Below are 13,152 nucleotides of genomic sequence, written 5' to 3'. Positions count from 1 at the left end.
AAACCAGCCAGAATAGAGAATATTATTCTCTCCACAGGCCGGTCAGAGCGGCAAGGCCGTCGTAAACTTGATCTGCTCCATGGCGAAGCTGGAGGAGACGTCGTCCAGCGGGGCGATGGCGATCAACCGGCGATAGAAGCGGTCATAGGCGGCGATGTCCTTGACCAGCACCTTGAGCAGATAGTCGACCTCGCCGCTCATCCGGTAGAATTCGACCACCTCGGGCAGGGCGGCGGCCTGCTTGAAGGTCTCCAGCCATTCGGCGTCGTGCCGCCGCGTCTTCACCGAAACGAAGACCACCAGCGGCAGGTCCAGCGCCTCGCGGTCCAGAAGAGCCACGCGCGAGGCGATGATCCCCGTATCCTGAAGCCGCTTCACCCGCTTCCAGCAAGGCGTCTGCGTCAGGCCCACCCGCTCGGCCAGCTCGGCGATGGGCACGGTGGCGTCGTCCTGCAGTATGGCCAGCAGGCGACGGTCGATGGCGTCCAGTCCGCTCATGTCCCGGCCCTCCCCGGCCGTTCCAGGCGCCGCCTCAGGTCGTCAAGGCGCGGGGCAGTTTGAAGGTCACGGTCTCACGGGCGCCGTCGTCCTCGGTCACGGTCACGTCGAAACGGGCGCGCAGGGCGTCGATCACGCCCTGCACCAGCGGTTCGGGCGCCGAGGCCCCGGCGGTCAGGCCCACCGTCTCGACCCCGTCGAACCAGGCCCAGTCCAGATCGCCCGCGTCATCGACCAGCCGCGCGTCCCCGGCCCCGGCCTTCAGCGCCACATCCACCAGCCGCGCCGAGTTGGACGAATTCTTCGACCCGACCACCAGCACCAGGCCGCAACCCTCGCCCAGCCGCTTGACCGCCTCCTGGCGATTGGTGGTGGCGTAGCAGATGTCTTCCTTGTGCGGGTCGGGCAGTTCGGGGAAGCGCCGCTTCAGCGCCGCCAGAATCTCGGCCGTGTCGTCCACCGATAGCGTCGTCTGGGTGGCGTAGGCCAGCGGCTGATCGCCGGGGCGCTGAAAGGCCTCCGCATCCTCGACCGTCTCGACCAGGCTGATGGCCCCGGCGGGCAGCTGCCCCATGGTGCCGACGACCTCGGGGTGGCCCGCATGGCCGATCAGGATGACGTGGCGGCCCGCCGCGAAATTGCGCTCGGCCTCGACGTGGACCTTGGACACCAGCGGGCAGGTGGCGTCCAGAAACAGCATCTCGCGCGAGCGGGCCGTCGCGGGCACCGACTTGGGCACGCCGTGGGCCGAGAAGACGACCGGCCGATCGTCCGGACACTCGTCCAGTTCCTTGACGAAGACGGCGCCCAGCCCCTTCAGCCGGTCGACGACGTGGCGGTTGTGAACGATCTCATGGCGCACATAGACGGGGGCGCCGTATTTCTCGATCGCGCGCTCGACGATCTGGATGGCCCGGTCCACCCCGGCGCAGAACCCCCGTGGCGTCGCCATGCGGACGGACAGGGGGCGGCGTTGAAACTGTGAGGGCGGGACAGGCGCGTTCATGGCCCGGAACCTAGTCCTTCGCGCGCGCTCTCGCCACCTTCATCGCCGGGTGATGCGCGCGCCGTTTGCCGCGCCTCGCTTTAGCCGCTATCACCACCCAGCGTGGCCCGTTCGGGCGTCTGATCGGCCCCGCCTTCATCGACTGCCGGAAAGCTCCTGATGCGTCGCGTCCTGACCGCCCTCGCCGCCCTCTCCCTCACGGCCGCGCTGATCCCTCACGCCGCCGCGGCCCAGAGCGGTCGCCCCCAAGGCGGCCAGCAGGGCGGCCAGAAGGCCGAGCAGGCGCCGTCGCGTCCCATGCGCATTGCGCCGCTGAGCCGTCGCGCCAACGCCGGTCCGTGCCCCTATGTGAAGATTCTCTACGACGCGGCCCGCTTCGTCGAACTGTCCAACTATGAGCAGCCCACGACCAACGGCGTCGGCTTCACCGGCGAGATCGAAGGCGTCAGCTCCGACTGCGTCTATCGCGAGTCCGACCCGATCCGTCTGGACGTCAACCTGCTGTTCAGCCTGGGCAAGGGCCCGCAGGCCGAGGGCGACGCCCGCACCTATCGCTACTGGATCGCCGTGACCGAGCGGAACTCCGCCGTCCTGGCCAAGGAATATTTCGACCTGCCGGTGACCTTCGGCGGCGCCGACCGCACCCAGGCCGAGGCCAGCCAGACCATCGTCATCCCGCGCGCCGACGCCACCACCAGCGGCGGCAATTTCGAAGTCCTGATCGGCTTCGACGTCACGCCCCAGATGGCCGAGTTCAACCGATCCGGCAGCCGATTCCGTCCGACTGCGGGCCAACAGACCAACTAAGACATGACCGACCTCAAGACTTCTCTCAGCGAAGCGGTCGGGTCCGCCTTCGCCGCCGAAGGCGTGGACAAGGCCCTGGCCCGCGTCACCGCGTCCGACCGTCCCGATCTGGCCGACTTCCAGTCGAACGGCGCCCTGGCCGCCGCCAAGGCGCTGAAGGCCAATCCGCGCGAACTAGCCGCCAAGGTGGCCGAGCGTCTGGCCGCCGATCCGCGCCTGTCCTCGGTCGAGGTCGCGGGCCCCGGCTTCATCAACATGAAGCTGTCGAACGCGGCCCTGGCCCAGCGCGCGGCCGAGATCGCGGCGGACGAGGAACTGGCCGGCGCCTCGCGCGTCGAGCCGCGCAAGGTGGTCATCGACTACGGCGGCCCGAACGTGGCCAAGCCCATGCACGTCGGCCACCTGCGCAGCGCCATCATCGGCGAGAGCCTGAAGCGGCTGTTCCGCCTGCGCGGCGACGAAGTCGTCGGCGACGCCCACTTCGGCGACTGGGGCTTCCAGATGGGCCTGCTGATCACCGCCTGCGGCGACGAGGGTCTAGCCGACGCCTTCATGGCCGAGGGCGACGGTCCCTTCCCGGCGCAGACGCCGGTGACGCTGGCCGACCTCGACCGCCTGTATCCGCTGGCGGCGGGCAAGGCCAAGGAAGACCCCGCCTTCCGCGATCGCGCCCGCAAGGCGACCGCCGAACTGCAGGGCGGCCGCCCCGGCTATCGCGCCCTGTGGCAGCATTTCGTCGCCGTCAGCCGCGAGGCGTTGAAGCGCGAGTATGACGACCTGTCGGTCGATTTCGACCTGTGGAACGGCGAAAGCGACGCCGATCCCCTGATGGACGAGATGATCGCCGATCTGAAGGCCAAGGGCCTGCTGGTCGAGGACGACGGCGCCCAAGTGGTCCACGTCGCCCGCGACGGCGAGACGCGCAAGAAGAAGCTGGCCGACGGCTCGGTGATCGAAGCTCCGTCGCCCCCGCCGCTGCTGGTCATCAGCTCGGAAGGCTCGGCCATGTACGGCACGACCGATCTGGCGACGATCCTGGACCGCAAGAAGTCGATCGGCCCGGACCTGATCCTCTACGTCGTCGACGAGCGTCAGGCCGAGCATTTCGAACAGGTCTTCCGCGCCGCCTATCTGGCCGGATACGCGCCCGAGAAGTCGCTGGAGCACCTAGGCTTCGGCACCATGAACGGCGCCGACGGCAAGCCGTTCAAGACCCGTGCGGGCGGCGTCCTGAAGCTGCGCGACCTGATCGATCAGGCGACCGAAAAGGCGCGCGAGCGTCTGCACGAGGCCAAGCTGGGCGACGACCTGCCCGCCGAAGAGTTCGAGGACATCGCGCACAAGGTGGCGGTCGCCGCGCTGAAGTTCTCGGACCTGTCGAACAACCGCACGACCTCTTACGTCTTCGACCTCGACCGCTTCATGAGCTTCGAGGGCAAGACCGGCCCCTATCTGCTGTATCAGGCCGTGCGGGTGAAATCCCTGCTGCGCAAGGCGACGGAACAGGGCGTGGCCCTGGCCCCCATCGTCATCGAGGAAGCCGCCGAGCGCGACCTCGCCCTGACGCTGGACGCCTTCGACGCGGCCACGGCCGACGCCTATGACAAGCGTTCGCCCAACCTGATCGCCGAGCACGCCTATCGGCTGGCGCAGAGCTTCTCGAGGTTCTACGCCGCCTGCCCGATCCTGGTCGCGCCGGACGAGGCGACCAAGGGCTCGCGCCTGGCCCTCGCCGCCGCGACCCTGCACCAGTTGGAGACCGCGCTGCGCCTGCTGGGCATCGAGACGCCCGAGCGGATGTAATGTGATAAGGGGGAGGCGACCGCCAAGGAGCCTCCCCTCATGTCCCTCGACGCCTTCATCGCCGGCCTGCCCAAGGCCGAACTGCACCTGCACATCGAGGGCTCGCTCGAGCCCGAACTGATGTTCGAACTGGCGCAGCGCAACGGCGTCGCCATCCCCTACGACAGCGTCGAGGCCGTGCGCGCGGCCTATGACTTCTCGAACCTGCAGGACTTCCTCGACATCTATTATGCGGGCGCGGCCGTGCTGCTGACCCGTCAGGACTTCGAGGATCTGGCCTTCGCCTATTTCCAGCGCGCCGCCGCCGACAACGTCCGCCACGCCGAGATCTTCTTCGATCCCCAGACCCACACCGACCGGGGCGTGCCCTTCGCCGTCGTCGTTGAAGGCCTGATCGCGGGGATGGACCGCGCCAAGGCGGAGTTGGGCGTAACGTCGGGCCTGATCCTCAGCTTCCTGCGCCACCTCAGCGAAGACGAAGCCTTCGCCACGCTGGAGGCCGCCAAGCCCTATCTGCATCACTTCATCGGCGTCGGACTGGATTCCTCCGAGGTCGGCCACCCGCCGTCGAAGTTCCAACGCGTCTTCGCCGCCGCGCGCGAACTGGGCCTGAAGCTGTGCGCCCACGCGGGCGAGGAAGGCCCGCCCGAATACGTCCGCGAGGCGCTGGACCTGCTGCACATCGACCGCATGGACCACGGCAACCGCTCGATGGAGGACGAGGCCCTGATCGCCCGTCTGGCCGCCGAGCAGATGACCCTGACGGTCTGCCCCCTGTCAAACCTGAAGCTGTGCGTGGTCAAGGATCTGAAGGACCACCCGGTCCCAGAGATGCTGCGCCGCGGCCTGCACGTCACCCTGAACTCGGACGACCCGTCCTATTTCGGCGGCTATGTGAACGCGAACTACAGCCAGTTGGCCGAGGCGGTCAGCCTGACGCGCCAGCAGGTGGTGCAACTGGCCAAGAACAGCTTCGAGGGCAGCTTCCTCAGCGACGCCGACAAGGCCGCGCGGATCGCCGAGGTGGACGCCTACGCGGCGGCGAACTGAGGCGCTCCACTCCCCCCGCCGTCATCCGACATCCGACTCCCACGCGCACAATGTTCCTGATATGTTCCAGACATGGAGCACCTCGGCCGACAGCCTGATGAAGACGCCGCCGGGCTGCGTTGGCTGTTCGTCGACCTGAACGCCTTCTTCGCCAGCGTCGAGCAGCAGCAGAACCCCGACTGGCGCGGCAGGCCCGTCATCGTCCGCCCTGTCGAGAGCGAATATTCCGGCGCCATCGCCGCCAGCTATGAGAGCAAGGCCTTCGGCGTCCGCACCGGGATGCAGGTGGCCGAGGCGCGCCGCCTGTGCCCCGGCCTGATCGTCGCCGAAGCGCGGCCCGACCTCTATGTCCAGATCCACAAGCAGATCATGGCCGAGATCGACCGCCATGTGCCGGTGTGGAAGGTCGGCTCCATCGACGAATGCTCGTGCCAGCTGATCGGGCCTGAGCGGCGCGAGGCGAACGCCGTCGCCCTGGCCCGGCGCATTCAGGCGGGCATCCTTGAGAACGTCGGAGAATGTCTGCGGTCGTCCATTGGACTGGCGCCCTCGCGGTTTCTGGCCAAGACGGCCTGCGGCATGAAGAAGCCCGCCGGGCTGACCATATTGCGCGCCCATGAACTGCCCGGCGCCATCCTGCACCTTCCGCTGTCGCAGTATCCGGGCGTCGGCTCGCGGATGCGCGAGCGGCTGGCGGCGGCGGGCGTCACGGACACGGCAGGCCTGTGGAACATGACGGCCAAGGAGGCGCGGGCGGTCTGGAACAGCATTGAGGGCGAGCGCATCTGGCGCGGCCTGCACGGCTTCGACAGCGAGCCGACGCCGGAAAAGCCGCCCGCCTCCATCAGCCACAGCCATGTGCTGGCGCAGGCCATGCGCAACCCGGACAAGGCGCGGGCGGTCGCGCGGCGCCTGATGGTCAAATGCGGGGCAAGGCTGCGGCGGATGGGGCTGACCGGCGCCGGGATCAGCCTGCATCTCGACATGGGGCCGAAGGGCGCCAAACGCGGCTGGGATGCGACGGGCCTGACCCGCGCCGTCGCCCCGACGCAGGACACCTTCGCCCTGCTGGCCGCGCTGGACGACCTGTGGCGCCGGGTCGAACCGGAGCTGGAGGCCGGGCGGTTGAGCTATGTCGGCGTCGGCGTCCACGGTCTGAAGGCCCGCGACGCCTTTGAGGCCGACTTGTTCGACATCGGCCCGGATCAGGGCGGCGACGCGCCGTCCTTACGCCTGTCGCAGGCGCTGGATGCGCTGAACAAACGCTATGGCAAGGACACGGTCAGCATCGGCCCCAAGGCGGGCCTGCCCGAATACATCGGCGCCAAGATCGCCTTCACCCGCATCCCCGACGAGGCGGACTTCTATGAGTGAGAGATCAGGTCTGCGGCCGCGATCTCGGCGACCTTCAGCGCGCTGAAGCTGGCCTTGGCGGCGGCGGCCGTGTCCGGGGCGATGGCGCGGCAGGCGTCTTCGATGACTACGGCCTCAAAGCCCTCGCGCACCGCGTCCTCGGCGGTGAAACGGACGCAGTAGTCATAGGCCAGACCGCACAGGAAGACGCGCTTCACGCCCAGATCGCGCAGCAGGCCCGCCAGACCGGTCGCCGTTCTGTGGTCGTTCTCATAGAAGCCGGAATAGCTGTCGACCGCCGGGTTGTAGCCCTTGCGGACCACGGCCAGCGCCTTGGTCACGGCAGGCGCCGCGTCGGGGTGGAAATCCGCCCCCTGCGTGCCCTGCACGCAGTGATCCGGCCACAGCATCTGGGGGCCATAGGCGACTTCGATCTGCGTGAAAGGCGCCGCGCCCGCGTGGTTGGAGGCGAAGCTGATCTGGTCCGGCGTGTGCCAGTCCTGGGTGGCGATGACGGTCGTGAACCGCTCGGCCAGCCGGTTGATCAGGGGCATGATCGCCGCCCCGCCCTGAACCGCCAGGGCGCCGCCTTCGCAGAAGTCGTTCTGGGCGTCGATGACCAGAAGGGCGTCAGAAGCGGCGATCTGCATGGCGTCAGGCCGCCGCGATCTGGTCGACTTCGTTGGCCGAGCCGAGAACGACCGGCACCCGCTGGTGCAGTTCGGTGGGGGTCACGTCCATGATGGCCTGTTTACCGTCCGTGGTGGACTTGCCGCCCGCCTGTTCGACCAGGAAGGACATGGGGTTTCCTTCGTACATCAGGCGCAGCTTGCCCGGCTTGTTCGGCTCGCGCTTGTCCCACGGATAGAGGAAGACGCCGCCGCGCATCAGGATGCGGTGCACGTCGGCCACCATGGCGGCGACCCAGCGCATGTTGAAGTTCTTGCCGCGCGGGCCGTCGGCGCCCTTCAGGCAGCCGTCGACATAGCGCTGGACGCTCTCGGCCCAGTGGCGCTGGTTCGACATGTTGATGGCGAACTCTTTCGTATCCGCCGGGATGCGTACGTCCTCATGCGTCATCAGCCAGCGGCCGTCGGGCGCCAGGGTGAAGCCCGCCACCCCCTTGCCCGTCGTCAGCACCAGCATGGCCTGACCGGCGTAGACGGCGTAGAGCGCCGCGACTTGTTGACGGCCGCGTTGCAGGAAGTCGGCCTCGGTCGGCGTGGCCGACGGCGCCTTCAGCACCGAGACGATGGTGCCGACCGGCGCATTGATGTCGATGTTGGACGAGCCGTCCAACGGATCGAACAGCACCAGATACTCACCCGCCGGATTGGTCGCCGGCTGCACCGTGTCCATCTCTTCCGACGCCACGCCCGCCACGGCCGGATTGGCCAGCAGGGTCTCGGTCAGGATGTCGTTCGCGATGACGTCGAGCTTCTTCTGTTCCTCGTCCTGCACATTGACGGCGCCCGACGCGCCCAACGCCCCGACCAGGGCGCCGCCCGCCACCACCTGACGAATCTCGACGCAGGCGGCGGCCGCCGTCGTCAGCGTCGCGACCAGTCCCTGCGGCAGGTCGAGGGAAGCGAGGTGGGCGGCGAGATCGGTGCGGGCGGTCATGACGTCCTTGAAATCCTGTGGGCGAAGCGCGGTTCCACCCCCTCATGGCCGTTCGGATCGATCGCGGCAAGTCCGGCGCCGCTTGACTTCGCGCCGGAGTCGGGGCCTTAGGTCGAACGCTCTCGCGGGAGAGATCGGGTCCGTTCGCGGCGCCCGGAGCCGAAGGCGCAACCGCCCCGGAAACGCTCAGGCAAAAGGACCGCGAAAGCGCACGGACGCTGGAAAGTCGCCGAAGGGTCGTCAAGAATCCGAGGGCGCGCCGACGGAGCAAGGCCGCCCCTTGGGAGGGAACGGTCGGAATCTCTCAGGCTTCAGGACAGCGGGGGCGCGACGACGGCGGAGCTATCGCCGCAACCCGCGACCCGGAGGCGACGCCATGAGCGATCAGGCCCTTAAGACTACCCCCCTCAACGCCGCGCATCGCGCGCTTGGCGCCCGCATGGTCGGCTTCGGCGGCTATGACATGCCGGTCCAGTATGAAGGCGTTCTGGCCGAGCACCGCTGGACCCGCGAGCACGCCGGCCTGTTCGACGTCTCCCACATGGGTCAGGCGCGCATCACCGGCGCCGACGCCATCGCGCAGTTCGAACGCTTCGTGCCCGGCGACTATGCGATCGTGAAGCCCGGCAAGCAGAAATACTCCCTGCTGCTGAACGGCCAGGGCGGGATCATGGACGACCTGATGGCGGGCAAGCCGTTCGAGGACGGCCTCTACGTCGTCGTCAACGCGGGCAACAAGGACGCCGACTTCGCCTTCCTGAACGCCAATCTGTCGGGCGACGCCAAGCTGGAGGTGCTGGACCGCGCCCTGCTGGCCATCCAGGGGCCGGAAGCCGCCGAAGTCATGGCCAAGCACGAACCGGCGCTGGGCGACATGGGCTTCATGGACTGCCGCACCATCAGCCTGTTCGACGAGGACTGCATCGTCTCGCGCTCGGGCTACACCGGCGAGGACGGCTATGAGATTTCGGTTCCGGCCGCCGCCGCAGAGCGCGTGTGGAACCTACTGCTGACCGACGCCCGCGTGAAGCCGGTCGGTCTGGGGGCGCGCGACAGCTTGCGTCTGGAAGCCGGCCTGCCGCTGCACGGCCACGACATCGACGCCGAGACCACCCCGGTCGAGGCCGCCCTGACCTTCGCCCTGTCCAAGTCGCGCAAGGAACGCGCCGACTTCGCCGGGGCTGACGTCATCCTGAAACAACTGGCCGACAGCCCGGCTCGCGTCCGCGTCGGCCTGCACGTCAAGGAAGGCGCCCCCGCCCGCGAAGGCGCCGAGATCGCCGACGCCGACGGCGCCGTGATCGGCAAGATCACCTCGGGCGGCCCCTCGCCGACGCTAGGGCACAACATCGCCATGGGCTATGTGCCGCCGGCCTTCGCCGAGCTGGGCACGACCCTGAAAGTCCTGGTGCGCGGCCGTCCCGCCGCCGCCGAAGTCATCGCCACGCCTTTCGTGGCGACCCGCTATTATCGCAAACCCAAGGCCTGAAGAGGGGTCAGTACATGAAGTTCACCAAGGATCACGAGTGGGTTCGCCTGGACGGCGACGTCGCCACGGTCGGCATCTCCAAGCACGCCGCTGACGCCCTGGGCGACGTGGTGTTCGTCGAGACGCCGGAAGCGGGCAAGACCGTCTCGGTCGGCGACAGCTTCGCCGTCGTGGAATCGGTCAAGGCCGCCTCGGACGTCTACGCCCCCATCGCGGGCGAAGTGATCGAGGGCAACGCCGCCCTGGCCGACGCCCCCGAAACCGTCAACGCCGATCCCGAAGGCGACGGCTGGTTCGCCAAGATCAAGGTGTCCGACGCCTCGGTGCTGGACGGCCTGATGGATCAGGCCGCCTACGACGCCTATCTGACCACCCTCTAAGACCCGCCGTCGTCCCCGGACGGCGCGGCGCGCCGATCCGGGATCGCCGGATTCCCCGCCGCTTGAAGCGCTCCCGGAGCGTCGCCCCGCGCGACCTCCGGGATGCCGCCGAGGACTTGTAATGCGCTACCTCCCCCTGACGCCCGACGACCGTGAGGCCATGCTGGCCGCCATCGGCGCCAAATCCATCGACGACCTGTTCATCGACGTGCCGCAGGCCGCGCGCCGCGACGGCTTCGTCGACCTGCCCCGCGTGGCGGGCGAACTGGAGGTCGAACGCGTCCTCTCGGCCATGGCGAGCAAGAACGCCACGGCGGGAACCGCGCCCTTCTTCTGCGGCGCCGGCGCCTATAAGCACCACATCCCGGCTACCGTGGACCATGTGATCCAGCGGTCGGAGTTCCTGACCAGCTACACCCCCTATCAGCCGGAAATCGCCCAGGGCACGCTGCAGTACCTGTATGAGTTCCAGACCCAGGTCGCGAACCTGACCGGCATGGAAGTCGCCAACGCCTCACTCTATGACGGTTCGACCGCCATGGCCGAAGGCGTGCTGATGGCCACCCGCGTGACCCGCCGCAACAAGGCCGTCATCTCGGGCGGGGTGCATCCCCACTACGTCAAGGCGACCGAGACCGTGGTCCACGCCGTCGGCGTCGAAACCGAAGCCCTGACCGCCGCCGTCGACGCTGAAGACGCCGTCATCGCCGCCATCGACAAGGACACGGCCTGCGTCGTCGTCCAGACCCCCAACGTCTTCGGCACCGCCACCGATGTGACGAAGATCGCCGAAGCCGCCCACGCCGCCGGCGCCCTGCTGATCGTCGTCGTGACGGAAGCCGTGTCGATGGGCCTGCTGAAGTCGCCCGGCGAAATGGGCGCCGACATCGTCGCGGCCGAGGGCCAGTCGATCGGCAACGCCCTGAACTTCGGCGGCCCCTACATCGGCCTGTTCGCCACCCGTGAGAAGCTGCTGCGCCAGACGCCCGGCCGCTACTGCGGCGAAACGGTGGACGCCGAGGGCAAGCGCGGCTTCGTCCTGACCCTGTCGACGCGCGAGCAGCACATCCGCCGCGACAAGGCCACCTCGAACATCTGCACCAACTCGGGCCTGTGCTGCCTGGCGTTCAGCATCCACATGAGCCTGCTGGGCGAGACGGGCCTGCGCCAGCTGGCCCTGCTGAACCACGAGAAGGCGCTCGCCACCCGCGACGCGCTCGCCGCCATTCCGGGCGTCGAGGTGCTGACCCCGCGCTTCTTCAACGAGTTCGCGGTCAAGCTGCCGAAGAACGCCGCTAAGGTGGTGCAGACCATGGCCGACAACGGCATTCTGTGCGGCGTGCCCTACAGCCGTCTGGCGCCCGATGCGGGCCTCGACGACGTCCTGCTGGTCGCCGCCACCGAGACGACGCTGGACGCCGACATCAAGATCCTGGCGGGTGCGCTCGCCAAGGTTCTGGCCGCCTAAGGGGAGATTGGAACCATGAGCACGATGAACACTGTCGGCCGCCCGACCGCCCCGAACGCCGCCTCGGACGCGTCCTACAAGCCCGCCACCCTGACCGGCGGGCGCGGCCTGCTGCAGGACGAGCCGCTGATCTTTGAAGGCGAAGGCTGGGGCAAGACCGGCGTCGACCTGCCGAAACCCGCCGGCAACGGCTCGGACCTGGGCGATCTGGTCCGCAAGGATCCGATCGGCCTGCCCGGCCTCAGCGAGCCCGAGGCCATGCGCCACTATGTGCGCCTGAGCCAGAAGAACCACGCCATCGATCTGGCGCTGTATCCGCTGGGCTCGTGCACGATGAAGCACAACCCGCGCCTGAATGAAAAGATGGCGCGCCTGCCCGGCTTCTCGGACATCCACCCGCTGCAGCCGCAGTCGACGGTGCAGGGCGCGCTGGAGCTGATGGACCAGCTGGCCCACTGGCTGACGACGCTGACGGGGATGCCCGCCGTCGCCCTGTCGCCAAAGGCCGGCGCGCACGGCGAGCTGTGCGGCCTGATGGCCATCCGCGCCGCCCACGAAGCCAAGGGCGAGCATGAGCAGCGCCGCAAGGTGCTGGTCCCGACCTCGGCCCACGGCACCAATCCGGCCACGGCCGCCTTCGTCGGCTATTCGGTGGTCGAAGTGGCCCAGACCGATGACGGCCGCGTCGACGTGGCCGATCTGGCGTCCAAGCTGGGCCCGGACGTGGCGGCCATCATGGTCACCAACCCGAACACCTGCGGCCTGTTCGAACGCGACATTCTGGAAATCAGCCGCCTGACGCACGAAGCAGGCGCCTACTTCTATTGCGACGGCGCCAACTTCAACGCCATCGTCGGCCGGGTGCGCCCCGGCGATCTGGGCGTCGACGCCATGCACATCAACCTGCACAAGACCTTCTCGACGCCGCACGGCGGCGGCGGTCCAGGCGCCGGTCCGGTCGTGCTGTCGGAGGCTCTGGCTCCCTTCGCCCCCGCCCCGTGGGTCGTGAACACCGGCGACGGCTACAAGCTGGTCGAGCGTGAGGAAGACGAGGCCGAACAGGCCTTCGGCCGCCTGTGCGCCTTCCAGGGCCAGATGGGCATGTATGTGCGCGCCCTCAGCTACATGATGTCCCACGGCTCTGACGGCCTGCGTCAGGTCGCCGAGGACGCCGTGCTGAACGCCAACTACATCAAGGCCCGTCTGGAAGACCTGATGAGCCCGGCCTTCCCCGACGGCCCCTGCATGCACGAAGCCCTGTTCGACGACGAATGGCTGAAGGGCACGGATGTCACCACGCTCGACTTCGCCAAGGCGATGATCGACGAGGGCTTCCACCCGATGACCATGTACTTCCCCCTGGTCGTCCACGGCGCCATGCTGATCGAGCCGACCGAGACGGAGTCCAAGGCCGAACTGGACCGCTTCATCGAGGCCATGCGCCTGCTGGCGGGCGCCGCCAAGGCGGGCGACGTGGAACGCTTCAAGGGCGCCCCCTTCCATGCGCCCCTGCGGCGTCTGGACGAGACCCGCGCCGCGCGCTCGCCGCGCCTGCGCTGGGCCGCGCCGGAAGGCTCCAACCGCGCCGGCTGATCCGGTCGGAACAGGCCTGAACACCGGGAACGCCGTGTCTTTCGGGACACGGCGTTCTGCATTTCTGGACCGACTTACGAAA

General features: G+C 68.3%; 12 protein-coding genes and 1 riboswitch. Of the genes, 8 read left to right on the top strand and 4 right to left on the bottom strand.

Features of this window, described 5'->3' with window-relative positions:
• Positions 1-42 precede the first annotated feature (42 nt).
• Both ACU5AP_RS09000 and ispH read right to left on the bottom strand, forming a co-directional pair.
• Positions 43-498, bottom strand: coding sequence for an Lrp/AsnC family transcriptional regulator (locus ACU5AP_RS09000; protein WP_128719566.1), 456 nt, complete (start codon positions 496-498; stop codon positions 43-45).
• Positions 499-532: 34 nt separating this feature from the next.
• Positions 533-1,504, bottom strand: coding sequence for a 4-hydroxy-3-methylbut-2-enyl diphosphate reductase (gene ispH / locus ACU5AP_RS08995; protein WP_278448308.1), 972 nt, complete (start codon positions 1,502-1,504; stop codon positions 533-535).
• A gap of 159 nt (positions 1,505-1,663) precedes the next feature.
• Between ispH and ACU5AP_RS08990 the strand changes: the two genes are divergently transcribed.
• From ACU5AP_RS08990 to ACU5AP_RS08975, 4 genes are all read left to right on the top strand, one after another.
• Positions 1,664-2,311 (top strand): hypothetical protein, encoded by a 648-nt coding sequence (locus ACU5AP_RS08990; RefSeq protein WP_003163727.1) that lies wholly within the window; start codon positions 1,664-1,666, stop codon positions 2,309-2,311.
• 3 nt (positions 2,312-2,314) lie between these two features.
• On the top strand, positions 2,315-4,114 hold the full coding sequence (argS, locus tag ACU5AP_RS08985) for an arginine--tRNA ligase (protein WP_128719564.1): 1,800 nt from the start codon (positions 2,315-2,317) through the stop codon (positions 4,112-4,114).
• Between the two features lie 39 nt (positions 4,115-4,153).
• Complete coding sequence (locus ACU5AP_RS08980) at positions 4,154-5,164, top strand: adenosine deaminase (protein ID WP_312120671.1); 1,011 nt, start codon at positions 4,154-4,156, stop codon at positions 5,162-5,164.
• Positions 5,165-5,236: 72 nt separating this feature from the next.
• Positions 5,237-6,538 (top strand): Y-family DNA polymerase, encoded by a 1,302-nt coding sequence (locus ACU5AP_RS08975; protein ID WP_446681105.1) that lies wholly within the window; start codon positions 5,237-5,239, stop codon positions 6,536-6,538.
• On the opposite strand, the gene pncA is transcribed toward ACU5AP_RS08975, so the two are convergent.
• On the bottom strand, positions 6,529-7,167 hold the full coding sequence (gene pncA, locus ACU5AP_RS08970) for a bifunctional nicotinamidase/pyrazinamidase (RefSeq protein ID WP_446681104.1): 639 nt from the start codon (positions 7,165-7,167) through the stop codon (positions 6,529-6,531). The genes ACU5AP_RS08975 and pncA overlap by 10 nt on opposite strands.
• A 4-nt stretch (positions 7,168-7,171) precedes the next feature.
• Positions 7,172-8,140 (bottom strand): class 1 fructose-bisphosphatase, encoded by a 969-nt coding sequence (locus tag ACU5AP_RS08965; RefSeq protein ID WP_446681103.1) that lies wholly within the window; start codon positions 8,138-8,140, stop codon positions 7,172-7,174.
• Between the two features lie 115 nt (positions 8,141-8,255).
• A riboswitch (glycine riboswitch) is annotated at positions 8,256-8,352 on the top strand.
• A 164-nt stretch (positions 8,353-8,516) separates the two neighbouring features.
• On the opposite strand from ACU5AP_RS08965, the gene gcvT reads away from it, so the two are divergent.
• From gcvT to gcvPB, 4 genes are all read left to right on the top strand, one after another.
• Entirely contained in the window at positions 8,517-9,629 is a 1,113-nt protein-coding gene (gene gcvT, locus ACU5AP_RS08960; RefSeq protein ID WP_312120682.1) for a glycine cleavage system aminomethyltransferase GcvT, read from the top strand.
• Between the two features lie 14 nt (positions 9,630-9,643).
• Positions 9,644-10,009, top strand: coding sequence for a glycine cleavage system protein GcvH (gene gcvH / locus ACU5AP_RS08955; protein ID WP_003163734.1), 366 nt, complete (start codon positions 9,644-9,646; stop codon positions 10,007-10,009).
• Between the two features lie 121 nt (positions 10,010-10,130).
• The gene (gene gcvPA, locus ACU5AP_RS08950; RefSeq protein ID WP_446681102.1) at positions 10,131-11,477 is read left to right on the top strand and encodes an aminomethyl-transferring glycine dehydrogenase subunit GcvPA; all 1,347 of its coding nucleotides are present in this window, start codon (positions 10,131-10,133) and stop codon (positions 11,475-11,477) included.
• A 15-nt stretch (positions 11,478-11,492) separates the two neighbouring features.
• A complete protein-coding gene (gene gcvPB, locus ACU5AP_RS08945) occupies positions 11,493-13,070 on the top strand; it encodes an aminomethyl-transferring glycine dehydrogenase subunit GcvPB (RefSeq protein WP_164917997.1) in 1,578 nt (525 codons plus the stop codon).
• Positions 13,071-13,152 lie beyond the last annotated feature (82 nt).

The sequence above is a fragment of the Brevundimonas sp. RM1 genome (assembly GCF_052907225.1).
Note: the sequence above shows the minus strand (reverse complement) of the source record. Positions and strands in the feature narration are given on the sequence as shown.

What these genes read in the sequence shown, in the direction of transcription:
- ACU5AP_RS09000 (WP_128719566.1), bottom strand. Translation starts at nt 498, where the DNA reads ATGAGCGGACTGGACGCCATCGACCGTCGCCTGCTGGCCATACTGCAG.
- ispH (WP_278448308.1), bottom strand. Translation starts at nt 1,504, where the DNA reads ATGAACGCGCCTGTCCCGCCCTCACAGTTTCAACGCCGCCCCCTGTCC.
- ACU5AP_RS08990 (WP_003163727.1), top strand. Translation starts at nt 1,664, where the DNA reads ATGCGTCGCGTCCTGACCGCCCTCGCCGCCCTCTCCCTCACGGCCGCG.
- argS (WP_128719564.1), top strand. Translation starts at nt 2,315, where the DNA reads ATGACCGACCTCAAGACTTCTCTCAGCGAAGCGGTCGGGTCCGCCTTC.
- ACU5AP_RS08980 (WP_312120671.1), top strand. Translation starts at nt 4,154, where the DNA reads ATGTCCCTCGACGCCTTCATCGCCGGCCTGCCCAAGGCCGAACTGCAC.
- ACU5AP_RS08975 (WP_446681105.1), top strand. Translation starts at nt 5,237, where the DNA reads ATGGAGCACCTCGGCCGACAGCCTGATGAAGACGCCGCCGGGCTGCGT.
- pncA (WP_446681104.1), bottom strand. Translation starts at nt 7,167, where the DNA reads ATGCAGATCGCCGCTTCTGACGCCCTTCTGGTCATCGACGCCCAGAAC.
- ACU5AP_RS08965 (WP_446681103.1), bottom strand. Translation starts at nt 8,140, where the DNA reads ATGACCGCCCGCACCGATCTCGCCGCCCACCTCGCTTCCCTCGACCTG.
- gcvT (WP_312120682.1), top strand. Translation starts at nt 8,517, where the DNA reads ATGAGCGATCAGGCCCTTAAGACTACCCCCCTCAACGCCGCGCATCGC.
- gcvH (WP_003163734.1), top strand. Translation starts at nt 9,644, where the DNA reads ATGAAGTTCACCAAGGATCACGAGTGGGTTCGCCTGGACGGCGACGTC.
- gcvPA (WP_446681102.1), top strand. Translation starts at nt 10,131, where the DNA reads ATGCGCTACCTCCCCCTGACGCCCGACGACCGTGAGGCCATGCTGGCC.
- gcvPB (WP_164917997.1), top strand. Translation starts at nt 11,493, where the DNA reads ATGAGCACGATGAACACTGTCGGCCGCCCGACCGCCCCGAACGCCGCC.